The organism is Streptomyces sp. SID12488 (assembly GCF_010548275.1).
Taxonomy (GTDB): Bacteria; Actinomycetota; Actinomycetes; order Streptomycetales; family Streptomycetaceae; genus Streptomyces.
Genome location: NZ_JAAGLT010000001.1, coordinates 268,691 through 295,170, shown reverse-complemented (window position 1 = coordinate 295,170; position 26,480 = coordinate 268,691). Strand labels below are relative to the sequence as shown.

Below are 26,480 nucleotides of genomic sequence, written 5' to 3'. Positions count from 1 at the left end.
TACTGAGAGGCGGAGGCAGCACCAGTGACCAACATTCCCGAGACCGGCCGGACGCCACGCGTCCAGATCCGCCTCGTCGTCATCCAGATCCTCGTCCTCTCCCTTCTCGGCACCCTCGGGGGCCGCCTGTGGTACCTCCAGATCCGCGAGGGGGACGCCTACGCCAAGGAGGCGTCCGGCAACCATGTGCAGCAGGTCGTGCAGCCCGCCGTGCGCGGGTCGATCCTCGACGCGCGCGGGGTGCCGATCGCGGACAACGAGACGCGCCTCGTCGTCTCCGCCTCCCGCACCGAGCTGCTGAAGATGAGGGACGACGGCGACGCCGTCCTCACCAAGCTCGCCGGGGTCCTGGGCATGAAGGCCCAGGAGGTCAAGGACAAGGTCCGGCTGTGCGACGCCAAGACGCCGCAGCCCTGCTGGAACGGCTCGCCGTACCAGCCGATCCCCATCACCGACGAGGCCACCGCCCGCCAGGCCCTCCAGATCCGTGAGCGCTCCGAGGACTTCCCCGGCATCACCGCCGAGCCCGCCGCCGTGCGCCGCTACGCGAGCCCCGGCGGATCCAACACCGCCCAGGTTCTCGGCTACCTCTCCCCGGTCACCGACGACGAGATCACCAAGGCGCGGGACACCGACTCGCCGTACCTCCGCTCCGACCAGGTCGGCCGGTCCGGTCTCGAACGGGAGTACGACAAGGAGCTGCGCGGCAAGGCAGGCGTCACCCGCTACGAGGTCGACAACCTCGGCCGCGTCATCGGCACCGCCGAGGCGGACCCCGCCCAGTCCGGCTCCAACCTGGTCACCAGCATCGACGCCCGCGTCCAGCGGGTCGCCGAGTACGAGCTGAACCACGCGATGAAGAAGGCCCGCGAAGGGTTCGACGACAACACCAACGAGAACTACAAGGCCGACGCGGGAGCGGTCGTCGTCATGGAGGCCAAGACGGGCCGGGTCGTCGCCATGGCGTCCAACCCGACGTACGACCCGAACGCCTGGGTCGGCGGCATCTCCGCCAAGGACTACGCCAAGCTGACCGGCAAGAACTCCAACTACCCGCTGCTCAACCGGGCGATCCAGGGCCAGGCGGCCCCCGGCTCGATCTTCAAGGTGATCTCCACCTCGGCCGCGGTCGACGCGGGCTACCCCTTCGACGGGAACTACGACTGCTCCAGCTCGTACTCGATCGGCGGCCAGGTCTTCAAGAACTACGAGTCCAAGGGGTACGGGCCGATCAGCCTCGGCCGCGCCATCGAGGTCTCCTGCGACACGGTCTTCTACCGCATCGCCCACGACGAGTGGGTGAAGGACGGCGGCCTGAAGCCGAAGAAGAACGCCGGCAACTGGTTCTACAAGACCGCCCACCAGTTCGGCCTCGGCGCCGTGACCGGCATCGACCTCCCGAACGAGGTCACCGGCCGCGTCCCCGACCGCAAGTGGAAGCAGGACTACTGGAAGGCCAACAAGGCCTCCTGGTGCAAGTACGGCAAGAAGGGCGGCACGTACGCCCAGCAGATCGCGTACGAGAACTGCCTCGAAGGCAACCTGATGCGCGCCGGTGACTCCGTCAACTACTCGATCGGACAGGGCGACATCCTCGTCACGCCGATACAGATGGCGACGATCTACTCGGCGATCTCCAATGGCGGCACCCTGTACGACCCGACGGTCGGCAAGGCGGTTGTCAGCGCCGACGGCAGGTCCGTGCAGGCCATCGCGCCCAAGTCGCACGGCAAGCTGCCGATCACCAAGGCGACCCTGAAGGACATAAACGGTGCCCTGGAAGGGGTCGTCACCCGCGGTTCGGCGGCCTGGCGGTTCGGCGGCTGGCCGCAGGACAAGATCCCGATGCACGCCAAGACGGGTACGGCCGAGGTCTACGGCAAGCAGACCACCTCGTGGTTCGCGACGTACACCAAGGACTACACGATCGTCATGACGATCTCCCAGGGTGGTACGGGCTCCGGAGCCTCTGGACCGGCCGTCCGCAACATATACGAGGCTCTGTACGGCGTCTCCGAGGACGGCAAGATCGACAACCGGAAGGCGCTGCTGCCCACCCCGCAGAAGAGCCTGCCGAAGATCGAGTCGGACGGCTCGATCGACGCCCCGAAGATCAAGCCGTACGCGCCGCCGAAGGAGGCCACCGAGGAGACGCTCGCCCTCGCGGGCGGACAGCTCCCGCCGGCCACGGTCGCGTCCGAACGGACGGGCACCAACCGGGCCCGCCGCAGGAGCAGGCGCAAGGGCAGGCGGAATACGCGCGGTACGCGGAGTACGCAAAGGACGATGTCATGACCGGCGCGAACACCTTCTCCGTCTCCGGCTACGGCCCCGAACGCTCGTCCATGTCCCGTCTGCTGGCCCGCGACTCGCTGGCCCGCAGGCTGGACTGGCCGATACTGCTGTCCGCGCTCGCCCTGTCCTTCATCGGCGCGATCCTGGTCTACTCGGCGACCCGCAACCGCACCGAGATCAACCAGGGCGACCAGTACTACTTCCTGCTCCGGCACCTCATGAACACCGGCATCGGGTTCTGCCTGATGATCGGCACGGTCTGGCTCGGCCACCGCAACCTGCGCAACGCGGTGCCGGTCCTGTACGGCCTCTCGGTCCTCCTGATCCTCATGGTGCTGACCCCGTTGGGCGCGACCGTCAACGGCGCCCACGCGTGGATCGTGCTCGGCGGCGGCTTCTCGCTCCAGCCCTCGGAGTTCGTGAAGATCACGATCATCCTGGGCATGGCGATGCTCCTGGCCGCCCGGGTCGACGCGGGCGACAAGCTCTACCCCGACCACCGCACGGTCCTCCAGGCGCTGGGCCTGGCCGCCGTACCGATGATGGTCGTCATGCTGATGCCCGACCTCGGGTCGGTCATGGTCATGGTCATCATCGTGCTCGGCGTGCTGCTCGCCTCCGGCGCCTCCAACCGCTGGGTCTTCGGCCTGCTCGGCACGGGCGCCCTCGGCGCGGTCCTGATCTGGCAGCTCGGGGTCCTGGACGAGTACCAGATCAACCGCTTCGCCGCCTTCGCCAACCCCGAACTCGACCCGTCCGGCGTCGGCTACAACACCAACCAGGCGCGGATCGCGATCGGTTCCGGCGGCCTCACGGGCACCGGCCTCTTCCACGGCTCCCAGACCACGGGCCAGTTCGTCCCCGAGCAGCAGACCGACTTCGTGTTCACGGTCGCGGGGGAGGAGCTGGGCTTCGTCGGCGCGGGCCTGATCATCGTGCTGCTGGGCGTGGTCCTGTGGCGCGCCTGCCGCATCGCCCGCGAGACGACCGAGCTGTACGGCACGATCGTCGCCGCCGGGATCATCGCGTGGTTCGCCTTCCAGGCGTTCGAGAACATCGGGATGACCCTGGGGATCATGCCGGTCGCCGGTCTGCCACTGCCCTTCGTGTCGTACGGAGGATCGTCGATGTTCGCCGTGTGGGTGGCGGTGGGGCTGTTGCAGTCGATCAGGGTGCAGCGGCCGATGTCCGCCTGACCGTGGGTGGCCGGTGGGTGGAGTCCGGGGAAACAGTGAAGGTGTCCCGGATGGCCAATAAACCCCCTTTGGCTGCTGCCATTGAAGCGGAATCGTGACTAGATTCGATTCATGGCGGACACAAAGCGGGAAATCGAGCGGAAGTACGAATCCGATGACAGCGGGCTGCCCGACCTGACGGGCGTCGCCGTCGTCGCGGACGTCATCGACAAGGGCACCGCCGAACTGGACGCGACCTACTACGACACCTCGGACCTGCGGCTGGCCGCCGCGTCGATCACGCTGCGCCGCCGCACCGGCGGTGCCGACGCCGGCTGGCACCTGAAACTCCCGGTCGCCCCGGGGATCCGCGACGAGATCCAGGTACCGCTCTCCGACACCGTCCCCGACGAACTGGTGAGCCTGGTGCGCGCCCGGATCCGCGAGGGCCAGGTGGTGCCCGTGGTGCGGCTGCGCTCCACACGGGACCTGCGCGACCTCGTCGGCGCCGACGGCCGGCAGCTCGCCGAGGTCAGCGTGGACACCGTACGGGCGGACCGTCTGTTCGGCGGCGAGGGCACCGCCCAGTGGACCGAGATCGAGGTCGAGCTCGCCGACGGCGGAAACCCGGCCATCCTGGACAAGGTGGAGAAACGCCTGCGCAAGGCCGGGGTACGCCCGTCGAAGTCCACGTCGAAGCTGGCCCGCGCGCTGGCGGAGACCAAGGGCGGACAGCCGCGCCCGAAGGACGAACCCGCCGAGCCCGTCACCGCCGGCGACCACGTCCTGGCCTACGTCCGCGCCCAGCGGGACGCCATCCTCGACCTCGACCCGGCCGTGCGCCAGGACGCCGAGGAGTCCGTGCACGACATGCGGGTTGCTACGCGCCGCCTGCGCAGCACCTTCAAGACCTTCCGCCCGGTCCTCGACCGGAAGGTCACCGACCCGATCAGCGACGAGCTGAAGTGGCTCGCCGGTGAGCTGGGCGTGGGCCGCGACCACGAGGTGCTGGCCGAACAACTGAGCGAGGCGCTCGACGAACTGCCCCCCGCCCTCGTCCACGGTCCCGTCCGTGAGCGGCTGGGCGCCTGGTCCGAGGCCGGGCACGGAGGATCGCGCCGCCGACTGCTCGGCGTGCTGGACTCCGCGCGCTATCTGACGCTCCTCGACACCCTGGACGCCGTGGTCGCCGAGCCGCCCGTGCTCAAAGCGGCGGCGAAGAAACCGGAAAAGGTGCTCGCCGAGGCCGTACGCAAGGACTTCGCGAAGGTGTCCGCGCTGGTCGGGGAGGCCATGGAGCAGCCGGCCGGCGCCGACCGCGACCTCGCCCTGCACGAGGCCCGCAAGAAGGCCAAGCGCACCCGCTACGCGGCCGAGACGGCGACCCCCGCCCTCGGCGTCCCGGCGAAGACGCTCACCAGGTCGATGAAGTCCCTGCAGAGCCTGCTCGGCGACCACCAGGACAGCGCCATGGTCCGCACCACGCTGGGCGAGCTGTCCGCCGTGGCCCACGCGGCGGGGGAGGACACCTTCACGTACGGGCTGCTGTACGGGCGCGAGGAGCGACGCGCCGCGCGGGTGGAGGAGGCGCTGCCGGAGGAGTGGAAGACGATCAAGGCGTCGATGGAGGTCTAGTCGATGGAGGTTCAGCGGCTCAGTGCCGGTTTTCCGGCGGGCCGGGGAGTCCTCCGGGCGGGTTACGCTTGATGGTCATCCCCCGTCAGCTCAGCTCACGAAGGTAACGCCGCGATGCCTGTCGAGTCGGTTTTCCCGCAGCTCGAAGCTCTGCTCCCGCACGTGCAGAAGCCGATCCAGTACGTCGGCGGTGAGCTGAACTCCACGGTCAAGCCCTGGGACAGCTGTGACGTCCGCTGGGCGCTCATGTACCCGGACGCATACGAGGTCGGGCTGCCCAACCAGGGCGTCATGATCCTCTACGAGGTGCTGAACGAGCGCGAGGGCGTCCTCGCCGAGCGCACGTACAGCGTCTGGCCCGACCTCGAGGCGCTGATGCGGGAGCATGGCGTCCCGCAGTTCACTGTGGACGGTCACCGGCCCGTGAAGGGCTTCGACGTGTTCGGGCTGTCCTTCTCCACCGAGCTGGGCTACACGAACATGCTGACGGCGCTGGACCTGGCGGGCATCCCGCTGGAGTCCAAGGACCGTGGCCTGGACGACCCGATCGTGCTGGCGGGCGGCCACGCGGCCTTCAACCCCGAGCCGATCGCGGACTTCGTCGACGCGGTGATCATCGGCGACGGTGAGCAGGCCGTCCTCGACATGACGGAGATCATCCGCGCGTGGAAGGCGGAGGGTCGGCCGGGTGGTCGCGAGGAGGTCCTGTTCCGCCTGGCGAAGACGGGATCGGTGTACATCCCGGCGTTCTACGACGTCGAGTACCTGCCGGACGGCCGGATCGCCCGCGTCGTACCGAACAAGTCCGGTGTTCCGTGGCGGGTCAGCAAGCACACGGTCATGGACCTCGACGAGTGGCCCTACCCCAAGCAGCCCCTGGTCCCGCTCGCGGAGACCGTCCACGAGCGCATGTCGGTCGAGATCTTCCGCGGCTGCACGCGCGGCTGTCGCTTCTGCCAGGCCGGCATGATCACGCGCCCGGTGCGGGAGCGGTCGATCACGGGCATCGGCGAGATGGTCGAGAAGGGCCTGAAGGCGACTGGCTTCGAGGAGGTCGGCCTCCTCTCCCTGTCCTCGGCGGACCACTCGGAGATCGCCGACATCGCGAAGGGCCTGGCGGACCGCTACACCGAGGACAAGATCGGCCTGTCGCTCCCCTCCACCCGCGTGGACGCCTTCAACGTGGACCTCGCCAACGAGCTGACCAGGAACGGCCGCAGGTCCGGCCTGACGTTCGCGCCCGAGGGCGGCAGCGAGCGCCTGCGCAAGGTCATCAACAAGATGGTGTCCGAGGAGGACCTCATCCGGACCGTCTCCACGGCGTACGGCAACGGCTGGCGCCAGGTGAAGCTGTACTTCATGGTCGGCCTGCCGACGGAGACCGACGAGGACGTCCTCCAGATCGCCGACATGGCGACGAACGTGATCGCCGAGGGCCGCAGGGTCTCCGGCCAGAACGACATCCGCTGCACTGTCTCGATCGGCGGCTTCGTGCCCAAGCCGCACACCCCGTTCCAGTGGGCCCCGCAGCTCTCCGCCGAGGAGACGGACGCCCGCCTGACGAAGCTCCGCGACAAGATCCGCGGCGACAAGAAGTACGGCCGCTCGATCGGCTTCCGCTACCACGACGGCAAGCCCGGCATCGTCGAGGGCCTGCTGTCACGCGGCGACCGGCGGATCGGCGCGGTGATCCGCGCGGTGTACGAGGACGGCGGCCGGTTCGACGGCTGGCGCGAGTACTTCTCGTACGACCGCTGGATGGCCTGCGCGGAGAAGACGCTGCCCGACTTCGGGGTCGACGTCGACTGGTACACGACGCGTGAACGCACGTACGAGGAGGTCCTGCCGTGGGACCACCTCGACTCGGGCCTCGACAAGGACTGGCTGTGGGAGGACTGGCAGGACTCCCTCGACGAGACAGAGGTCGAGGACTGCCGGTGGACGCCTTGCTTCGACTGTGGGGTGTGTCCGCAGATGGACACTTCCATCCAAATCGGACCGACGGGTGCGAAGCTGCTGCCGCTGACGGTGAAGTAGTGGTCTGAGGTGCCGCAAGGGGTGTCCGACGGGTCGATGACCCTTCGGACACCCCTTCGCATGTGGTCGTTACGGGACCACGGTGCCGCCGTTGACCGCGTTGGGGGCCGGGCGCCTGTTCATCTCGACCCAGGGGTTGCCGGCGTTGGTGCCGCACTGCAGGATCGCCGGGTTGGGGCCGTTGTTGTCGAACTGGCAGGTGAGTTCGTAGACCCGGCCCGTGGTGGTGATCAGGCCGAACTGGATGCCCCCTGACGCCTGGTGCTCGCCGACGGAGGCGCCGCACGGCACGCCCGCCGCGCCGCCCGCCGGGTATCCGGTGTGGGTGCTGAGGTCGGTCCACAGCATGGGGTTGGCGTTGCTGCCAGTGAGGTCACGGATGCCCGCGTAGAAGCGTCCGTCGGACGACAGCGCTGCCTGGTACTCGACGTTGCCCTGGGGATGGTAGGTGTCGACTTCGGAACAGGGGCCCGGGGTGCCCGTCGCACCGGTGTTGCCGGTGGCGCCCGTTGCTCCGGTGGGTCCGGTAGGGCCGGTGGCGCCCGTCGCTCCGGTGGCGCCTGTGGCTCCGTTGCCGGGGCCCGTTGGTCCGGTCGCACCTGTTGCGCCGGTCGGACCCGTGGGACCCGTCGGGCCGGTCGGACCCGTTGGGCCCTGGCACTTGTCAGTGCCGCCCTGGGTGGTCGAGGCGGCGCGGTGCTTCGGACCCTCCTTCTTGCACTTGTCCTTGCCGCCGACGTAGTGACTCGTTCGGGCAGCGTGGTCGCCCGCGCTGCGCGCCGCGGCCGTCGCCGGGCTGGCCACGCTCGCTGCCAGGACCAGTGCGAGCGAGGCCACCATTCCGGCCTTCTTGAACCTGTCCCGCGCCAGCGGCCCGAGAAGCGAACGCGTCCTGTGTTCGGGACTCATCGGTGTGCTCCTTGCGTCGACATGCCTTGACCTGTCTCGATCGGCTCGGGATGTCCCGAACATGAAGGGGAGCTTTACCGGAGCGCGATGCACGGCGCCGCAATATGTGCGCAAAGTCGTGCGTTTATCAACGTATAGGACTAATCGGTACGTTCAGATGGGTTAGCCGCACGTGAGGCCTTCCAGGCGTTCGACGGCCCATGCGTGATCGTCAGGAATGAGGCGCAGACGATCGGACGCTCCCTCGGCTCTGTACGGCTCCCTGGCGAACTCCACGAGGAGACGAGCCGGCCTCACGCCGGTGTGTGAAGGGCTGCTGCCACACCGCGCATGCCTTCCTCGGCTGCGGCGTCGACACCCCGGAACCGGATGGCCCGCTGTTCACCAAGTCCTGGTTTACGGACTGGGGGCTGCTCTGCTCAACCGCGAGTTCGCGGTCGGTCGGGCCGTCCCCGCGGTGCCCGGGCCGTCCGGCGGCCGTCAGGGGCGGGAGCAGATCACCGTGACGAGGGTGAACGAGGCGTAGAAGGGCCCGTGGGCGAGGCCGGCGAACCAGGCTTCGCCCCGTGCCCGGTCGATGTGGCCCTCCGTGATGGCCTGTTGCATGTTGCGGCCGAGCCCGAGGGTGTGGTCGCCGTCCGCGAAGTCGGTGAAGACGGGGGTGTTGGCGCTCGTCGTCTCGATGCGGAATCCCGCCTCGACGGCCAAGCGGGCGAGGCGGCGGCCGACGGTGGCGTGGCGGACCACCTTCTCGGTGGTGTAGCGGGTGAACGCGCGGCTCGTCTCCAGGTCCTCCGCGTCCACCGCCAGGGTGTCCCAGTCGGGCTCCACCAGACCGACGAGGGCGCCGGGACGGGTGGCGGCGTGGAGCTGGGTGAGCACCTCGGCAGGGGACCGCACATGCATCAGAACCCGGTCGATCTTGGCGCGGTCCACCGTCCCGGGGGCGACGGGCAGGGCATGCGCGTCCGCCTCCCGGATCTCCACAGTGCTCACGGCGGCGGTGCGTTCGCGGGCCGTCGCCAGCATCGCCGGGTCCTGGTCCACCCCGATCACCCGGCCGCCCGGACCGACCCGTTCGGCGAGGGCCGGGAGGTCGGTGCCGGGGCCGCAGCCCACGTCGAGGACGGTGTGGCCGGGGCGGAGGTCCAGCAGATCGAGCAGTTGCCGTTTGTACGTCCGACCGGCGTCCTCGGACGCGGCACGAAGCATGTAGGACGCCTGATCGGGCCTGGGTACACCGAGAGTCTTCGACATGGGTGTCAGTCAAGCAGTGCGCGCCGGACGCCAAGTGGGTTCAGCAGGGGCGTAGTTGGCAGGTGTGCGTGAGGAGGTTGCCCAACAGGCCTTCCGCGTCACCGGACTTGAAGGCTCGCGCCACGCCGCTGAGGCCGCCGTTGTCCCTGTCGTCGTCCTTGTCGCGGCGGAGGTGGAGTGACAGGGCCGGGCTGTTGATCCGGGCGTCCGCGGTGGGGAGTTGCAGGGGGAAGGTCGCCTGGAGGTCCCAGGCCTGCGATGCGCTCGCCTGCGCTTCCGCGGTCTCGCCGTTCAGGTGCAGGCGCGCCCGGTTGTCCTCCGGGGAGACGGTCAGCGACATCGGGATGTCTCCCTCCGGGGTGCTGATCGAGCCTCGCCAATGGGGCGTCCTGAGGCGCGGGGGGCGTACGGGGTCGGCTGCGAAGGGGTTGATCGACTCGGGGGAGAAGCCGGGGACGAGCGCGCCGAGGATGTGGTGGGTGATTCCGTCACGGGCCGCCTTGTCGGTGCTGTTGGTCAGGACGGACACCGACAAGTGCTGCTCGGGCACGGTCACGACGATCGCCGCCACCCCGCCCATACCGCCACCATGGCTCCGCACCAGGGGACCGGTACCGCGCGACAGACACCAGCCGAGCCCGTATCCGACGCTCGGGGTGACCGGGCCGGCGTCGAGGACGGACGCCGCCGTCTCCGGTTTCAGCAGACGGTCGTAGGACTGGGCGAACAGCGCCAGTTGGGCGGCGGGGGCCCAGCCCAGGGTCGCGCCGGGGTGACTGGTGTCGCAGTACGGCGGGTAGGTGCGGCCGTCGGTCGTGTAGCGCGTCGCGTGGGGAGCCGGGCCGGGGTAGGTGGGGCCCAGGTGGAGGGCGGTGAGACCCAGGGGCTCGAACACCTGCTCCCGTACGAAGTCCGCGAGCCCCTGGCCTGTCGCCTCTTCCAGCAGGTGGCCCAGGGCCCGGTAGCCGAGGTTGGCGTACTCGAAGTCGGTGCCCGGTGGGCGGCGGAGCATCGCGTACGGGGTCGCGTCGATCCGTTCGCCGTCCCCGTGGCCGGCGTAGTGGAAGTCGTAGTGGGCGCCGAAACCGCCCCTGTGCTGGAGGAGTTGGCGGACGGTCGGGGTCGGCCACCCGTGGTCGCCCGGTACGGGTACAGGGACGGGGGCGTCCAGGTCCAGCAGGCCCTTGTCGGCCGCGACGCAGATCGCCGTTGCCGTCATGGGCTTGGTGATCGAGGCCAGGGCGTAGGCCGTCTCGGGGGTGGCCGGGCGGGCCGAGGTGACGTCCGCGAGGCCGTGCGCCTCGGCCAGTACCACTTCGCCGTGTTCGACGACGGCCACCGAGACCGACGGGCAGTTGTGCTCGGCGAGGGCCGAAGCACAGTACTCGGCCAGCCCGTTGAGCCCCTTCGGTCCGTTCAGTGCATGTGGCATCCACGCATTCTGGCAGGACTCAAGTCAGAGGTTTACGGCCGATGTCCCTCGTCCTGATCACTTTTCGGGTACACCGCATCCGTACAGGGGGTTGGCGCGTCTATGTCGGTATGGATCTGGAGAAACCGGCCGCCGAGGCGCGGCAGCCCGAGCGGCAGCCCGAAGGGTGTCTCGTCGTTGCGATTCGCATCCCTGTGCGAATCGTGGTGCTTGTGCTGGTCGTGCCGGTGCGCATGGTGTGGGACGGGCTCGTCGTTGGCGGGCGCCTCCTGACGGACGCGGTGCTGCGGCCCCTCGGGCGGGCGCTGGCCTGGGTCGCGCGGGCCGTCTTCGTCTGGCCGTTCGTCGGACTGTGGCGGTACGTCGTCGTGCCCCTCGGCAAGGCGCTCGGCTGGCTCGGGAAAGTGCTCGTCGTCGTACCGCTGGTGTGGCTCTTCCGGCATGTGCTGACGCCTCTCGGCCAGGGGGTCGTCTGGGTGTTCCGGGGGATCGGAGCGGGGTTGGGGTGGCTCTACGCGCGCGTGCTCACGCCTGTGGGGCACGGGGTGCTGTGGGTGTTCCGGGGGATCGGCGCGGGGCTCGGATGGCTCTACGCGCGCGTGCTCACACCCGCGGGACATGGGGTGCTGTGGGTGCTCAGAGGTCTCGGGGCTGTGATCGCCGCCGTCGGGCTCGGTGTGTACGGCGTCGCCGTGTGGCTCGTGCGGTACCTGGTCGTCGTACCCGCGCGGTGGCTGTACGAGTGGGTCCTCACGCCGGTCGGCAAAGCGATCGCCTGGTGTGTACAGGGGGTCGCGTGGCTCGTGGCCATGGGGGTCACGGGGATCGGGTTCGTTCTCCACTGGGTGCTGCGCCTGCTCCTCGTGCTGCCCGCGCTCGCGCTGTGGCGCTGGGTCCTGGTGCCCGTGGGACGCGTCCTCGCCGTGATCGGGCACGAGATCGGTACCGCGCTCGGGCATGCCTGGCGCATCGCCGGGTACATCTCCCTCGCTGTCGGACGGTTCCTGGGGACCCTCCTTCGGTGGACCTTCGTGGAGCCCGTGCGCTGGGCGTACCGGGCCGTGCTGACGCCCGTCGGGCATTTCGTGCGGGACGCCGTTCTGCGGCCCGCCGCCGAGGCCGCGCGCAGTGTGGGCCGGGTCACCCGGCAGGCGCTGGCCGCGGCGCGCGACTCGGCACGACAGGCGCGCGCCGACTTCCGCCGGATGGTCTTCGGGGAGCCGCGCGAGGAGCGTCCGCAGGCGGTCCCGGCGCCCCGTCGGGAACCAGGAAGCGCCGACGGACGTACTCTAGGTAGCAGTACGACCGCACTCACGAAGGACTGAGCGACACTGGGCAAGCGACAGCCCGAAGGCCCGCCGCCCGCACCCGCGGTGCAGCGCATCAGACTGCGCTACACCAAGCGCGGCCGCCTCCGGTTCACCAGCCACCGTGACTTCCAGCGCGCTTTCGAGCGTGCGCTGCGCCGTGCCGAGGTGCCGATGGCCTACTCGGCGGGGTTCACGCCGCATCCGAAGGTGTCGTACGCCAATGCCGCAGCCACCGGCACGGGCAGTGAGGCCGAGTACCTGGAGATCGCGCTCACCGAAGCGCGCGATCCCGACAAGCTGCGTGAGCTGCTCGACGAGTCGCTGCCCACCGGGCTCGACATCGTCGACGCGGTCGAGGCCCGGACCTCCGGGCTCGCCGACCGGCTCACGGCTTCCGTATGGGAGCTGCGGCTGGAAGGTGTGGCGCTCGAAGACGCGCGCCGCGCCGTCGACATCTTCAACGCCGCCGAGATCGTCGAGGTCCAGCGCCTCGCCAAGAACGGCATGAGAACCTTCGATGCCCGAGGTCCGGTAGAGGGCCTTGAGGCATGTGAAGCAGGCGTTGAGACACGTGTCGAGACGCACAGTCCACAGACTGATAGGCCTAGCGACCAGCCTTGTGCGATACTGCGGCTGGTTGTTCGGCACGTGACGCCTGCTGTTCGACCCGACGACGTTCTGTCCGGTCTTCGCGCCGTGGCCGACCTGGCGCCGCCGGTCCCCGCAGGGGTGACCAGGCTGGCGCAGGGGCTGTTCGATGAAGAGACCGGCACGGTGACCGACCCGCTCGCGCCCGACCGCGAGGCAGCGGTGGCCCTCTCCATGGCCACTTCGACTGCCGCCGCGTCGCAGGCGCCGGCGTAAGGAAGGTCCCGCGAAGGGACGCACGTCGTAGCGCCGCCCTCGGACTCGGGAGCCACCTGGGTCGGGCAGCGTACCGACCACAAGACTTTCGCCAGGCCGTACGCAACATGGCGTACGGAACCGGCGAGACAGGACACAGAGAGCTCCCGTGCGGCGCCCGCGCCCCGGACGGCGGCACCGCGCACTGCGCGAGCCGCGGACGTCACCGGCACCCAAGCCGGACCAGGTGCGCGGCGCCCGGGAGCCTGACGGGAGAACCGCCCGCATGCTCGAACCGACCGAGACCGCTTCGGAGCCCATCGAGGGTTCCGCACACGACACCCCCAGCGACACCCTGCCGCCGCGCCGTCGGCGCCGCGCGGCTTCCCGCCCCGCGGGACCGCCTGTCGCCGGGACCGAAGCCGCAGCTGTGGCCGAGACCACAGCGCCGGCCATACCGGCCGCCGAGGCCGCAGACACTGATCAGCACGCCGGGAACGCCGAGGAAGAGGCCGCGCCCGCTCCTCGTACGCGTCGTCGGGCCACCCGGCGCGCGTCCGCGCCCGCCGGTGCGCCCGCTGAGGCCGCCGCGCCCGCCGTATCCGCCCCGACTGCCGAGGAGAGCGGCGAGCAGGGCGACAAGAGCGACGAGGAGGGTGTGGCCGTCGAGGCCCCCGCCGCCGTGGAGGAGGCCGCGCCTGCTCCACGTGCCCGTCGCCGGGCCACGCGCCGGGTCTCCACGCCCGCCGCCGAGACCGAGGCCGCGACCCCGGAGGCTCCGGCCCCCGTTGTTGTCGCGGAGGTCGCCAAGGCCGAGGTGGCAGCCGAGCCCGAGACCGTTGATGCCGAGGACGCCGCGCCGCGTCGCGGGCGTCGTCGGGTCGCCCGTACGGCCGCTGTCGGTTTCTCCGCGCCCGCGCCCGCCGTCAAGAACGGTGAGAGCGAGGGTGGGCGACGCCCCGCGCGTCCCGCGGTCGCCGTGTTCCAGGCGCCCGTCTTCACCGAGCCGATGTTCCAGACGGCCGAGCGGGCCGCTGCGGCGGCTGCCGCCGAGGCGGCAGAGGACGTCGAAGAAGAAGTGCAGGAAGAGGTCGTCGAGGCCGCTCCGGTCGCCGAGACCGTCGTCGAGGAGCAGACGCCGCGCCGTCGGCGTCGTCGCCGGGGTGGCGACGAGGAGCCCGTGGCCGCCGCGCCCGTCGTGGTGGAGGAGCCGGAGGAGACCGAGGGCGTCGACGACGCCTACGAGTCCGCCGAGCCCGACGCCGACACCGACGACGACGGCGAGGAGGAGGGCCCCGGTTCACGCCGGCGCCGCCGCCGCGGTGGCCGTCGTAGGCGCCGGGGCGAGTCCGCCGACTCCGACAGCGACTCCGGAGACGACGACTACGCCGGCGACCAGGCCGCGCAGGCCGACGAGGACACCACCGACCAGGTGGACGAGGACGCCGAGGAGGACGAGCGCGACGAGCCGGGCGGTTCCGGTTCCGCGAGCAGCCGTCGCCGTCGCCGTCGTCGGCGTCGCGCCGGTGACTCGTCCGGCGAGAGCGAGCCCGTGCTCGTCGACAGCGACCCCGAGCGCACGATCGTCAAGGTCCGTGAGCCGCGCCCCAAGAGGGACGAGCACCCGAGCGACGAGGTGCAGTCCATCAAGGGCTCGACGCGCCTCGAGGCCAAGAAGCAGCGTCGCCGGGAAGGCCGTGAGCAGGGCCGCCGACGCGTTCCGATCATCACCGAGGCCGAGTTCCTGGCCCGCCGCGAGGCAGTCGAACGCGTGATGGTCGTACGCCAGTACGGCGACCGCACCCAGATCGGTGTCCTCGAGGACAACGTGCTCGTCGAGCACTACGTCAACAAGGAGCAGTCGACCTCGTACGTCGGCAACGTGTACCTGGGCAAGGTGCAGAACGTGCTGCCCTCCATGGAGGCCGCGTTCATCGACATCGGCAAGGGGCGCAACGCCGTCCTGTACGCCGGTGAGGTCAACTTCGAGGCGCTGGGGATGGCCCACGGGCCGCGGCGCATCGAGAGCGCGCTGAAGTCCGGGCAGCCGGTGCTCGTGCAGGTCACGAAGGACCCGATCGGCCACAAGGGCGCCCGTCTGACGAGCCAGGTCTCGCTTCCGGGCCGTTACCTGGTCTACGTCCCCGAGGGGTCGATGACCGGCATCAGCCGCAAGCTGCCCGACACCGAGCGCGCGCGTCTGAAGACCATCCTCAAGAAGATCGTCCCCGAGGACGCGGGCGTCATCGTGCGCACCGCCGCAGAGGGCGCGAGCGAGGACGAGCTGCGCCGTGACGTCGAGCGGCTCCAGGCGCAGTGGGAGGAGATCGAGAAGAAGTCGAAGGGCGCCGGCGGCAGCTCGAACGCCCCGTGCCTGCTGTACGGCGAGCCGGACATGACCGTCCGCGTCGTGCGCGACATCTTCAACGAGGACTTCACCAAGGTCATCGTCAGCGGTGACGAGGCCTGGCAGACCATCCACGGGTACGTGTCCCACGTGGCCCCGGACCTGGTCGACCGGCTGTCGAAGTGGACCTCCGAGGTCGACGTCTTCGCGACGTACCGCATCGACGAGCAGCTCGCCAAGGCGCTCGACCGCAAGGTGTGGCTGCCCAGCGGCGGTTCGCTGGTGATCGACAAGACCGAGGCGATGATCGTCGTCGACGTCAACACCGGTAAGTTCACCGGCCAGGGCGGCAACCTGGAGGAGACGGTCACCAGGAACAACCTGGAGGCGGCCGAGGAGATCGTGCGCCAGCTGCGGCTGCGCGACCTGGGCGGCATCGTCGTCATCGACTTCATCGACATGGTTCTGGAGTCGAACCGGGATCTCGTGCTGCGGCGCCTGCTGGAATGCCTGGGCCGCGACCGTACGAAGCACCAGGTGGCGGAGGTCACCTCGCTGGGCCTGGTCCAGATGACCCGGAAGCGGGTCGGACAGGGCCTCCTGGAGTCCTTCTCCGAGACCTGCGTCCACTGCAACGGCCGCGGTGTCATCGTGCACATGGAGCAGCCGACCTCCAACGGAGGCGGCGGCAAGCGCAAGAAGCGCGGCCGTGGCGGCGCCGAGAACGAGCACACCCACGAGCACGATGTGATCGTGGACGAGGCCGAGGAGGAGATCGAGGCCGTCGAGGAGACCGAGGCCGAGGTCGCCGCCGAGGTCGCGGCGCCGGAGCCCTTCTTCGAGCCCGACGACGAGCTGTACAACAGCGCCGCCGAGGCGGAGGCGGCGGCCGGCCGCGGTGGCCGTTCGAGGCGACGCGCGAGCAGGCGGTCCTCGGCTCCGGCGGGGGCGCCCAGGTCCGAGTCCCGCGCGGCTCACGGACGTGGCTCTGATGCCCGTACGGCCGAGGCCCTCGTCGCCGAGGCTCCGGTGGTCGCGGACACGGCTCCGGTCGCGGTGCCGGAGGTCGTGGCTCACGCCGAGCCCGTGGCTGTCGAGGATCCGGTCGTCGAGACGCCGGCCGCCGAGGCGCAGGTCGTCGAGGCTCCGGTCGCGGTGCAGGACGACGCGGCTCCCAAGGGGCGTACGCGTCGGCGGGCCACCCGCCAGGTGTCGGCTCCGGCCGGTTCGCCGAAGGCGGCCGACGAGGCCGCGGCCGAGACCGTGGTGACGGTCGTCGCCGAGACGGTTGTGGAACCCGTGGCGGCTCCGGCTCCGGTCGAGGCCCCCGTGGACACCGCGGCGGCCGTGGCGACCGACAGCGCGGCTCCGGCCCGGCCGAGGCGACGTGCCGTGCGCAAGGCCACCGTGTCCACCTCGTCCGAGGAGGCGGCCGTCGTGGTCGTCCCGGTGGCCACCGAGCCTTCGGCGCCTGCCGATGCGGCCGAGGCCGAATCCGAGTCCGAGGACGCGGTTCCCGCCAGGAAGACGCCGCGCAAGACCGCCGCCAAGAAGGCGACCACGGCCAAGAAGACCGTCGCGAAGAAGACCGCGGCGGTGAAGAAGACGGCCGCCAAGAAGACGACGACGGCCGCCAAGAAGGTGACGGCGAAGAAGACTTCGTCGGCGGCGTCGAAGAAGACGGGTGCGGCGGCCGAGCAGTCGGCGCAGACGTCGGTCTCGGCGGGCACGGAGGGCTGATCCCCTCCCCGGCTGCCTGAGCCGGTGGTGCGGCAGTGCGACGGTCCGTTCGGGTTTCTCCGGGCGGGCCGTCGTCGTGGAAGGCTGTAGGCCGTCGGAGTGGGCAGTGGGGTTTGTGAGCCTCGTGAGCGGGGGAAAGGGGCTCGGTTTGACCCCTTCAGGTCAGGCCCGTAATCTTCAGTGTCGGCGTGTCCATAGTTTTTTCCGTGACGCGCCACATCCCCGTAAACCTCGTCCTCCTGAGCACCGGGCATTTCGGTGCGGCGGGAGAGGCCACTCGCTTTTGCCGGGCGGCTGGACTGCGGGGGTGTCGTTCCCGAGCGAGAGAGTGAGATCTGCGTGTACGCCATCGTGCGCAGCGGTGGTCGCCAGCACAAGGTTGCTGTCGGCGACATCGTTGAGGTTGACAAGATTTCCACTGCCAAGGTTGGCGACACGGTCGAGCTCTCGACCCTGCTCGTTGTCGACGGCGACGCTGTGACCAGCGACCCGTGGGTCCTGGCCGGCATCAAGGTCCAGGCCGAGATCGTGGATCACCACAAGGGCGTCAAGATCGACATCCTTCGCTACAAGAACAAGACCGGCTACCGCCGTCGTCAGGGCCACCGCCAGCAGTACACGGCGATCAAGGTCACTGAGATCCCCGCGGCTGCGAAGTAAGGGTAGGGACTGAGACATGGCACACAAGAAGGGCGCATCGTCCACTCGGAACGGTCGCGACTCAAATGCTCAGCGGCTCGGCGTGAAGCGCTTCGGCGGTCAGGTCGTCAACGCCGGTGAGATCCTGGTCCGCCAGCGTGGCACCCACTTCCACCCCGGCGCGAGCGTCGGCCGTGGCAAGGACGACACGCTGTTCGCGCTGGCCGCCGGTGCGGTGGAGTTCGGTACCCACCGTGGTCGCAAGGTCGTGAACATCGTTCCGGTCGCCTGATCGGTTCTTTCGCGAGGCGGACCTCACTTCCCTCACGGGAAGCGGGTCCGCCTTTCGCGTGTTTTACCTGAGCAGAGAGCTCGTAGTTCTCTGCCCGAAGACTTTCGTACGTAACTGGAGGCACATCCCATGACCACCTTCGTGGACCGCGTCGAGCTGCATGTCGCCGCGGGTAGCGGAGGTCACGGCTGTGCCTCCGTCCACCGTGAGAAGTTCAAGCCGCTGGGCGGGCCCGACGGCGGCAACGGCGGACGGGGCGGGGACGTGACCCTCACCGTCGACCAGTCCGTCACCACGCTGCTCGACTACCACCACTCCCCGCACCGCAAGGCCACCAGCGGCAAGCCCGGCGAGGGCGGCAACCGGTCCGGCAAGGACGGGCAGGACCTGGTTCTGCCGGTGCCGGACGGGACTGTCGTCCTCGACAAGGACGGCAACGTGCTCGCCGACCTGGTCGGGCACGGGACCTCGTACGTCGTCGCGGAGGGCGGGCGGGGCGGGCTCGGCAACGCCGCGCTGTCCTCGGCCCGGCGCAAGGCGCCCGGGTTCGCGCTGCTCGGCGTGCCCGGAGGACTCCAGGACATCGTCCTGGAGCTGAAGACGGTCGCCGACGTGGCACTCGTGGGGTATCCGAGTGCCGGTAAGTCGTCGCTGATCTCGGTGCTCAGCGCTGCCAAGCCGAAGATCGCCGACTATCCGTTCACGACGCTTGTGCCCAACCTGGGTGTGGTGACCGCCGGCTCGACCGTCTACACCATCGCCGATGTGCCCGGGCTCATTCCGGGGGCCAGCCAGGGCAAGGGGCTCGGACTGGAGTTCCTGCGGCACGTGGAGCGGTGCAGTGTGCTCGTGCACGTGCTCGACACGGCGACGCTGGAGTCCGAGCGTGATCCCGTCTCCGACCTCGACATGATCGAGGAGGAGCTGAAGCAGTACGGCGGGCTGGGGAACCGGCCGCGGATCGTCGTCCTCAACAAGGTCGACGTGCCGGACGGTCTGGATCTCGCCGAGATGGTGCGGCCCGAGCTGGAGGCTCGCGGGTACCAGGTGTACGAGGTGTCCGCCGTCGCCCATATCGGGCTGAAGGAGCTGTCGTTCGCGCTCGCCGACGTGGTCGGCAAGGCGCGGGCCGCCAAGCCCAAGGAGGAGGCGACCCGGATCGTCATCCGGCCGAAGGCCGTCGACGACGCGGGCTTCACCGTCGTCCAGGAGGAGGACGGGCTGTTCCGGGTTCGGGGCGAGAAGCCCGAACGCTGGGTGCGCCAGACCGACTTCAGCAACGACGAGGCGGTCGGTTACCTCGCCGACCGGCTCAACCGGCTCGGTGTCGAGGACAAGTTGATGAAGGCCGGGGCCCGGTCGGGTGACGGCGTCGCCATCGGTCCCGAGGACAACGCCGTGGTGTTCGACTGGGAGCCCACGGTCATGGCGGGGGCGGAGATGCTCGGGCGGCGTGGGGAGGACCACCGGCTCGACGTGCCGCGGCCCGCTGCGCAGCGGCGACGTGACCAGCAGGCGGAGCGGGACGAGGCGCAGCAGGAGTTCGACGACTTCGAGCCGTTCTAGGGGGATCGGGTGGGGGCGGCGGGGTGTGTTTCGCCCCCGCCGCCCCCACCCGTCCCATCCTGTTTCTGGGGGCTGCGCCCCCAGACCCCCGCTTCGGCCCTGAAGGGGCCTCGTCCTCAAACGCCGGACGGGCTGGATGTGCGGGCCGGTGCTGAAAAGGTGCCGGACGGGCTGGATGGTTCCGGGCGGTGCTGAAGAGATGCCGCCCGGGCTGTAACGACCCCGCCTGCGGCGACGCACGCGCCGTTCCCTATGATCTCCCCCTGGTTCATTTCTCGGGGGTCTCCTGTTCGTCCTGTCGTGGGAGCTTCCGTAGGTCCAACGGGCCCCCCACGCAACGGAGTTCAGCGATGAGCGGTGTCGTTTCGCCCGGTAGGCGCAGGTTTCTGACCACCGGTGCCGCCACTGTCGGGGCCGCCGCGTCCGGGCAGCTTCTGCTCGCGGGGACCGCCCGGGCTGCGCAAACCCCCTTGCCCAGCGGGGTGTTCAGCCTCGGGGTCGCCTCCGGGGACCCCTTGTCCGACGGTGTCGTGCTGTGGACCCGGCTCGCCCCCGATCCGCTCCACGGCGGCGGGATGCCCGACCGGCCCGTGGTCGTGGAGTGGCAGATATCCGAGGACTCCCGGTTCCGGCGGAAGCTGCGGCGCGGATACGCCTGGGCCCGGCCCGAGCTCGGGCACAGTGTGCACGCCGACATACGGGGGCTACTCCCCGACCGGCACTACTGGTACCGGTTCCGGACCAGCGGACAGCTCTCGCCGGTGGGGCGTACCCGTACCGCTCCCCGGCCGCTGGTCTCCGGCAGTCATCTGCGGCTCGCGCTCGCCTCCTGCCAGAACTGGCAGCACGGCTACTTCACGCCGTACGCCGACATGCTCGCCCAGGACCCGGACGTCGTCGTCTTCGTCGGCGACTACATCTACGAGTCGACGTCCGCGATCACCGGCGTCCGCAAGCACGAGGGCACCGGCGAGCCGTTCAGCCTCGTCCAGTACCGCAACCGGTACGCCCAGTACCACAGCGACCCGCACCTCAAGGCGATGCACGCCGCCGCGCCCTTCGTCGTCACCTTCGACGACCACGAGGTCGACAACGACTTCGCCGGTGACGTCCCGCAGGACCCCGACAAGCAGTCCCCCGAGGCGTTCGCCGCGCGGCTCACCGCCGCCTACCAGGCCTACTACGAGCACATGCCCGTACGCGCCACGGCCGTGCCCAACGGGCCCCACATACGGATGCACCGGCGGCTCGACTTCGGGCAGCTGGTGCGGCTCAACGTGCTCGACACCCGGCAGTTCCGCAGCAACCAGGCCACCAGTCAGGCCGGTGCCCAGGACCCGGCGACGACCATGCTCGGCGCCACGCAGAAGCAGTGGCTGCTGAACAGTCTGCACGGGTCGCAGGCGCGCTGGAACCTCATCGCCTCGCAGATCATGATGGCCGAGACCGACCTCAAGATCGGTGACGGCAAGCTCTGGTACTACGACGCCTGGGACGGCTACCAGGCCGAACGCAACGCCCTGCTCGCCGAGTTCGCGAACATACGTAACCCCGTTGTCCTCTCCGGGGACCGGCACCTCACCATGATCAGCGACCTCAAGCGGGACTTCGCCGATCCCGGCTCGGCGGTCGTCGGATCCGAGTTCGTCGGTACGTCCATATCCAGCGGTGGGGACCAGGACCCCGTCGCCTTCCACAAGCAGTGGGACCCGCTCAAGGGTGACAATCCGCACTGGAAGGTCATCGACAACCACCGCGGTTACCACCTCTTCGACATCCGGCGCGCCGGAATCGACGCCCAGGTCCGGATCGCAGACACCGTGACCAAGCCCACTTCCGCCTCCCGGACTCTCGCCAAACTCCATGTGGAGTCCGGAAAACCGGGAGTACGGCAGGTCTGATCGACGCCGGTGAAAGGGCTTGCGGCCGACCGTGGGCGGACCCTAAGCAGAATCGCCGAAATATTCTCAGGTGAATGACAGGTTGCGCGCGGATATGCGACGGAGGGCGCTCACCTTGCACTGCGGTAACGGCAGGTGGGACGATTTCAGGGTTCTCCGTTGCCCCGAGGTAGGTCGCCCGTGTCCCAGCGCAAAGACAAGCCCCGCACCACCGCCGTCGTCCTCGCGGGCGGCACCGGTCAGCGGGTGGGTCTGTCGATTCCGAAGCAGTTGCTGAAGATCGCGGGCAAGGCGGTCATCGAGCACACCCTCAGCACTTTCGAGCACGCGGATTCGATCGACGACGTCATCGTGCTGATGACGCCCGGCTATGTGGCGGACATCGAGAAGATCGTCGCCAAGGCCGGTTTCAAGAAGGTCGTCCGGATCATCGAGGGCGGTGCCACGCGCAACGACACCACCGAGCTGGCCATCGAAGCCCTGGGGGAGGGCCTGGCCGAGGGCGAGGACCGCAACGTCCTGTTCCACGACGCCGTACGGCCGCTGCTGTCCCAGCGGGTCATCGACGACTGCGTGGTCGCCCTGGAGCGGTACCAGGCCGTCGACGTCGCGATTCCCTCCGCCGACACGATCATCGTGACGCGCACGCACGGCGAGGACGGTGAGTTCATCACCGAGATTCCCGACCGGTCGAGGCTGCGGCGCGGTCAGACGCCCCAGGCGTTCAAGCTGTCGACCATCCGGCGGGCCTACGAGGTCGCGTCAGGCGACCCCAACTTCCAGGCCACGGACGACTGTTCGGTCGTACTCAGGTATCTGCCGGACGTGCCGATCCACGTCGTCGCGGGCGACGAGTACAACATGAAGGTCACCCAGCCCGTCGACGTCTTCATCGCCGACAAGCTCTTCCAGCTGGCCTCCGCCGCCACGCCCGAACCGATGAGCGAGGAGGCCTACCGTGCGTTGCTCACCGGGAGGACGCTCGTCGTCTTCGGTGGGTCCTACGGCATCGGCAAGGACATCGCCGAGCTGGCCGAGGGGTACGGCGCCAAGGTGTACGCCCTCGGGCGCTCGACCACCGGCACGCACGTCGAGAACCCGGAGGAGGTCGACGACGCGCTGTCGAAGGCGTACTCCGAGACCGGGCGCATCGACTACGTCATCAACACGGCCGGCGTCCTGCGCATCGGCAAGCTCGCCGAGACCGACAACGCGACCATCGAGGAAGCACTGAAGGTCAACTACCTGGCCCCCGTGCAGATCGCCCGTTCGGCCTACAAGTACCTCGCCGAGACCAAGGGCCAGCTGCTGCTCTACACCTCCAGCAGCTACACGCGCGGCCGTGCCGAGTACAGCCTCTACTCCTCCACCAAGGCCGCGATGGTGAACCTCACCCAGGCCCTGTCGGACGAATGGGCGGGCGACGGTGTCCGCGTCAACTGCGTCAACCCGGAGCGCACGGCCACACCGATGCGTACGAAGGCCTTCGGCCAGGAGCCCGCGGGTTCGCTGCTCTCCTCCGAGGCGGTGGCCCGTACGTCACTGGACGTGCTGCTGTCAGAGCTGACCGGGCATGTCATCGACGTCCGCCAGCAGGACCCGACAGCCGCGGCCGGCCGGGCCTCCGGCTTCGAACAGGCACTCGCCGGCGTCCTGGACCGGCAGAACGACGACCTGGCATAAAATCCACATCAAATTCACGAAAACCACCGGACAGACAGCCAGATAATTCTCGCAATCCCCGAGTAATTCCAGATCGTTCCCAGGTCCTTTCCCAGATACAGGTTCTCCTTGATTTCCACTGCTATTCGCGTCGCCCGGGTGGGCAGCCCGGCCGAGCTGGCCGCGGCGGTCCTCATGATGCTGGGCTTCCCCTGTCTCATGCTGGCCGCGCTCCTCCCGAGCGTGCCCGCCTTCGCCGCCGCCGCCGCAGTGACCTACCTGGCGGACCACTATCTGCACCGCCGGGGCAGCTATCTGGTCAACCGCCTCAGCAAGGTGCGGGCGGGCGTCTCCATCCGGTTCCTGGTCCGGGAACTGCTGGTCCTGTTGCTGCTGGCGCGCGCGGACCTCTCCCGCAGCATGATCTTCTACGCCGCGATCGCCTGCTTCATCGCCTTCTACGGCTTCCAGGCCCCGCACGGCGCCCTGATCACGCTGATCCGCAACCGCCGCCGGATGCCGGTCGCCACCCGGAACGTCGACCTGGCCTCGCGCATCGCCATCCCCGACGCCCCGCCGCGCTTCCTGCTCGAACGCTCCACCGAGAAGATGCTCCACCTCGACCTGGCCGCGCTCACCGGCATCCTCATCACCACCGAGACCGGCTCGACGGCGTACGGCATGGTCGGCGTCGGCATCACCCTCGGACTGGCGTTCCTGTACGTGGTCGCTCTCGCGCCGTACGTCCGGGGGCGCCGCATCCCGCCGGACGCGGAGACGGTGCTCGCCGCGACGGACGCGTGGCTGCGCGAGTACCGGCCGCAGACGGTGCTGTACTTCTCCGGCTCCAAGGACTCGGCGTACCAGGTCAACATGTGGCTGGAGACGATGGAGCAGTTGGAGACCCGGCCGCTGATCGTCCTTCGTGAACGCGTCATCCTGCAGAACCTCGCGCCCACGACCGTCCCCGTCATCTGTGTGCCCGGCGGCATCCATCTGATGAACCTGGAGCTGCGCACGGTCCGGGTCGCGCTCTACGCGGCGAACGTCGGCAAGAACATCCACCTGCTGCGCGTACCGACCATGAAGCACGTCTTCATCGGGCACGGCGACAGCGACAAGATCGCCAGCGTGAACCCGTTCAGCAAGGCCTACGACGAGGTGTGGGTCGCCGGTCGGGCCGGGCGCGACCGGTACGCGATCGCCGACGTGGGCGTGCGGGACGAGGACATCGTCGAGGTCGGGCGGCCCCAACTGGCGCCCATCCGCGGGTCCCAGGAGGCGCCCGGGGCTCGTATCCCGACCGTTCTGTACGCCCCCACCTGGGAGGGCTGGGACGACGACCCGGGCAACACCTCCATCCTCCTCGCCGGCGAGAACATCGTGCGCGAACTGGTGTCGGCCGACCCGCCGGTCCGCGTGCTGTACAAGCCGCACCCCTTCACCGGCACCCGCAGTGACGAGGCCAGGGCCGCGCACGAGCGGATCACCGCGCTGGTGGAGAAGGCCGCGGTCGAGCGGGCCGCCGACCCGCGCTTCCTGGGCGACCTCGAAGAGCAGTCGCGGGCCAAGGCCGACCTCGCGCGTATCGAGGCGCGGCTCGCTGAACTGGCCGGGCCCGCCGGTGAGAAGGGCGACGAGGCGGAGGCGACCCGGGACGGTGTCGTCGACGTGGAACGGCACGAGGAGACCGAGAAGCTGCGCACCGAGTGGAACGACGCGTACTGGCGTTCGTTCGGCCCGGGGGAGCACCGGGTCGTCACGGGCGCCGAGCCACGGCTGTACGACTGCTTCAACGTGTCCGAGGCGATGGTCTCCGACATCTCCAGCGTGGTCTCCGACTTCATCGCGAGCGGCAAGCCGTACGCCGTGACGGACTCGGCGGCGCTGGGCGTGGAGGAGTTCAAGCGGCAGAACACCGCCGTACGGGCCGCCGTGATCCTCACCAACAGCGCCGGGGAACTGGGGCAGTTGCTGGCCGCGGTGCGCGACCCGGCGGCCGATCCGCTGGCCGGTGAGCGCGCGGAGCTCAAGCGGTATCTGCTCGGGCCCGACGAGCCGCCGTCCATCGAGCAGTTCAACACCGCGACGGCGGACCTCGCGGTGAAGGCCGAGGCACGCAACGCGGGCCAGAAGCGGCAGGCGGCGACCGCGCGGACCTGAGGGTGGACAGGGGTGGGGGGTGCGCGTTGGTCCGCCCACTGGACCAACGCGCACCCCCCACCCCCGTTCGCGTAAATTGCCCGTCAGCGCAGCCGGACGATCCGAGCAGGACGATCCGGGCCGGACGACCTGAGGGGACGGGAACGCAGGTGGCAGGGGCAAGGCAGGCCGTCGAAGAGGCCCACAGGATTGTCGTCAAAGTGGGCTCCTCGTCGCTGACCACGGCGGCCGGCGGCCTCGACGCCGACCGGGTCGACGCGCTCGTCGACGTCCTCGCCAAGAGCCGCAGCGGCGGCGAGAAGGAGATCGTTCTCGTCTCCTCCGGAGCCATCGCCGCAGGCCTCGCCCCCCTCGGCCTGCGCCGACGCCCCAAGGACCTGGCCCGCCAGCAGGCCGCCGCCAGTGTCGGGCAGGGGCTCCTCGTCGCGCGCTACACCGCCTCCTGCGCCCGCCACGGCATCCGGGTCGGCCAGGTGCTCCTGACCACCGACGACACCAGCCGCCGCGCCCACCACCGCAACGCCTCGCGCACCCTCGACAAGCTCCTCGCGATGGGTGCCCTCCCGGTCGTCAACGAGAACGACACCGTCGCCACGGACGAGATCCGCTTCGGTGACAACGACCGCCTCGCCGCCCTCGTCGCCCACCTCGTGCGCGCCGACCTCCTCGTCCTGCTGTCCGACATCGACGGCGTGTACGACGGCGACCCCGGCAAGCCCGGTACGGCACGGATCGCCGAGGTGCGCCGCCCGGCGGACCTCGCCCATGTCGACATCGGCAGCGCGGGCAAGGCCGGTGTCGGCACCGGCGGCATGGTCACCAAGGTCGAGGCCGCCCGGATCGCCGCCGCCGCCGGTATCCCGGTGGTCCTGACAAGTGCGGTGCACGCCGCCGACGCCCTCGCGGGCCGGGACACGGGCACCTACTTCCACGCCACCGGCAGGCGCTCCGCCGACCGCCTGCTCTGGCTCCAGCACGCGTCCACCCCGCAGGGCTCGCTCACCCTCGACGACGGCGCCGTGCGCGCGGTCGTCCAGGGGCGCAAGTCGCTGCTGCCGGCCGGGATCGCCTCGGTCGAGGGCGAGTTCGTCGCGGGCGACCCGGTCGAGCTGCGCGACAGCGCGGGCCACGCCGTCGCCCGCGGGCTCGTCAACTTCGACGCCAAGGAGATCCCCCAGCTGATCGGCCGCTCGACGCACGAACTGGCCCGCGAACTGGGTCCGGCGTACGAGCGCGAGGTCGTGCACCGGGACGACCTCGTCGTCCTGAACCCCTAG

17 protein-coding genes are annotated in these 26,480 nt (G+C 69.8%); 14 read left to right on the top strand and 3 right to left on the bottom strand.

Features of this window, described 5'->3' with window-relative positions; genetic code table 11:
* The first annotated feature begins 24 nt into the window (after positions 1–24).
* The 4 genes from mrdA (at position 25) to G3I56_RS01255 (ending at position 7,142) form a co-directional block, all read left to right on the top strand.
* Entirely contained in the window at positions 25–2,295 is a 2,271-nt protein-coding gene (mrdA, locus tag G3I56_RS01270; RefSeq protein ID WP_164406612.1) for a penicillin-binding protein 2, read from the top strand.
* Complete coding sequence (gene rodA / locus G3I56_RS01265; RefSeq protein ID WP_164406610.1) at positions 2,292–3,491, top strand: rod shape-determining protein RodA; 1,200 nt, start codon at positions 2,292–2,294, stop codon at positions 3,489–3,491. Before mrdA ends, rodA begins: the two co-directional genes overlap by 4 nt.
* A gap of 111 nt (positions 3,492–3,602) precedes the next feature.
* Positions 3,603–5,105 (top strand): CYTH and CHAD domain-containing protein, encoded by a 1,503-nt coding sequence (locus G3I56_RS01260; protein ID WP_164406608.1) that lies wholly within the window; start codon positions 3,603–3,605, stop codon positions 5,103–5,105.
* A gap of 114 nt (positions 5,106–5,219) precedes the next feature.
* Positions 5,220–7,142 carry a TIGR03960 family B12-binding radical SAM protein gene (locus G3I56_RS01255; RefSeq protein WP_164406606.1) on the top strand — a complete coding sequence of 641 codons (1,923 nt, stop codon included), beginning with the start codon at positions 5,220–5,222 and terminating at the stop codon, positions 7,140–7,142.
* 69 nt (positions 7,143–7,211) lie between these two features.
* On the opposite strand, the gene G3I56_RS01250 is transcribed toward G3I56_RS01255, so the two are convergent.
* The 3 genes from G3I56_RS01250 to G3I56_RS01240 form a co-directional block, all read right to left on the bottom strand.
* Positions 7,212–8,051 carry a hypothetical protein gene (locus G3I56_RS01250; protein ID WP_164406604.1) on the bottom strand — a complete coding sequence of 280 codons (840 nt, stop codon included), beginning with the start codon at positions 8,049–8,051 and terminating at the stop codon, positions 7,212–7,214.
* 480 nt (positions 8,052–8,531) lie between these two features.
* Positions 8,532–9,308, bottom strand: a complete 777-nt coding sequence (locus tag G3I56_RS01245) for a methyltransferase domain-containing protein (RefSeq protein ID WP_164406602.1) — start codon at positions 9,306–9,308, stop codon at positions 8,532–8,534.
* 40 nt (positions 9,309–9,348) lie between these two features.
* Positions 9,349–10,740, bottom strand: a complete 1,392-nt coding sequence (locus tag G3I56_RS01240) for a serine hydrolase domain-containing protein (protein WP_164406600.1) — start codon at positions 10,738–10,740, stop codon at positions 9,349–9,351.
* 110 nt (positions 10,741–10,850) lie between these two features.
* Between G3I56_RS01240 and G3I56_RS01235 the strand changes: the two genes are divergently transcribed.
* From G3I56_RS01235 to proB, 10 genes are all read left to right on the top strand, one after another.
* Positions 10,851–12,065: a hypothetical protein gene (locus G3I56_RS01235; RefSeq protein ID WP_164407202.1), complete on the top strand. Its 1,215-nt coding sequence runs from the start codon at positions 10,851–10,853 to the stop codon at positions 12,063–12,065.
* Positions 12,066–12,113: 48 nt separating this feature from the next.
* On the top strand, positions 12,114–12,914 hold the full coding sequence (locus G3I56_RS01230) for a TIGR03936 family radical SAM-associated protein (RefSeq protein ID WP_164406598.1): 801 nt from the start codon (positions 12,114–12,116) through the stop codon (positions 12,912–12,914).
* Between the two features lie 265 nt (positions 12,915–13,179).
* Positions 13,180–16,980, top strand: coding sequence for a ribonuclease E/G (locus G3I56_RS01225; RefSeq protein WP_164406596.1), 3,801 nt, complete (start codon positions 13,180–13,182; stop codon positions 16,978–16,980).
* A 339-nt stretch (positions 16,981–17,319) separates the two neighbouring features.
* On the top strand, positions 17,320–17,640 hold the full coding sequence (gene rplU / locus G3I56_RS01220; RefSeq protein WP_006374708.1) for a 50S ribosomal protein L21: 321 nt from the start codon (positions 17,320–17,322) through the stop codon (positions 17,638–17,640).
* Between the two features lie 16 nt (positions 17,641–17,656).
* Positions 17,657–17,911, top strand: coding sequence for a 50S ribosomal protein L27 (rpmA, locus tag G3I56_RS01215; protein ID WP_006374707.1), 255 nt, complete (start codon positions 17,657–17,659; stop codon positions 17,909–17,911).
* 129 nt (positions 17,912–18,040) lie between these two features.
* Positions 18,041–19,477: a GTPase ObgE gene (obgE, locus tag G3I56_RS01210; RefSeq protein WP_164406594.1), complete on the top strand. Its 1,437-nt coding sequence runs from the start codon at positions 18,041–18,043 to the stop codon at positions 19,475–19,477.
* 350 nt (positions 19,478–19,827) lie between these two features.
* Positions 19,828–21,378: an alkaline phosphatase D family protein gene (locus tag G3I56_RS01205; RefSeq protein WP_164406592.1), complete on the top strand. Its 1,551-nt coding sequence runs from the start codon at positions 19,828–19,830 to the stop codon at positions 21,376–21,378.
* Between the two features lie 180 nt (positions 21,379–21,558).
* Complete coding sequence (locus G3I56_RS01200; protein WP_164406590.1) at positions 21,559–23,061, top strand: bifunctional cytidylyltransferase/SDR family oxidoreductase; 1,503 nt, start codon at positions 21,559–21,561, stop codon at positions 23,059–23,061.
* 108 nt (positions 23,062–23,169) lie between these two features.
* On the top strand, positions 23,170–25,203 hold the full coding sequence (locus G3I56_RS01195; RefSeq protein ID WP_203688920.1) for a hypothetical protein: 2,034 nt from the start codon (positions 23,170–23,172) through the stop codon (positions 25,201–25,203).
* 149 nt (positions 25,204–25,352) lie between these two features.
* Positions 25,353–26,480: a glutamate 5-kinase gene (gene proB, locus G3I56_RS01190; RefSeq protein WP_164406589.1), complete on the top strand. Its 1,128-nt coding sequence runs from the start codon at positions 25,353–25,355 to the stop codon at positions 26,478–26,480.

Bases quoted from the DNA above. Each gene is read 5' to 3' on its own strand.
- rodA (WP_164406610.1), top strand. From the start codon at position 2,292: ATGACCGGCGCGAACACCTTCTCCGTCTCCGGCTACGGCCCCGAACGC.
- G3I56_RS01260 (WP_164406608.1), top strand. From the start codon at position 3,603: ATGGCGGACACAAAGCGGGAAATCGAGCGGAAGTACGAATCCGATGAC.
- G3I56_RS01255 (WP_164406606.1), top strand. From the start codon at position 5,220: ATGCCTGTCGAGTCGGTTTTCCCGCAGCTCGAAGCTCTGCTCCCGCAC.
- G3I56_RS01250 (WP_164406604.1), bottom strand. From the start codon at position 8,051: ATGAGTCCCGAACACAGGACGCGTTCGCTTCTCGGGCCGCTGGCGCGG.
- G3I56_RS01245 (WP_164406602.1), bottom strand. From the start codon at position 9,308: ATGTCGAAGACTCTCGGTGTACCCAGGCCCGATCAGGCGTCCTACATG.
- G3I56_RS01240 (WP_164406600.1), bottom strand. From the start codon at position 10,740: ATGCCACATGCACTGAACGGACCGAAGGGGCTCAACGGGCTGGCCGAG.
- G3I56_RS01235 (WP_164407202.1), top strand. From the start codon at position 10,851: ATGGATCTGGAGAAACCGGCCGCCGAGGCGCGGCAGCCCGAGCGGCAG.
- G3I56_RS01225 (WP_164406596.1), top strand. From the start codon at position 13,180: ATGCTCGAACCGACCGAGACCGCTTCGGAGCCCATCGAGGGTTCCGCA.
- rpmA (WP_006374707.1), top strand. From the start codon at position 17,657: ATGGCACACAAGAAGGGCGCATCGTCCACTCGGAACGGTCGCGACTCA.
- obgE (WP_164406594.1), top strand. From the start codon at position 18,041: ATGACCACCTTCGTGGACCGCGTCGAGCTGCATGTCGCCGCGGGTAGC.
- G3I56_RS01205 (WP_164406592.1), top strand. From the start codon at position 19,828: ATGAGCGGTGTCGTTTCGCCCGGTAGGCGCAGGTTTCTGACCACCGGT.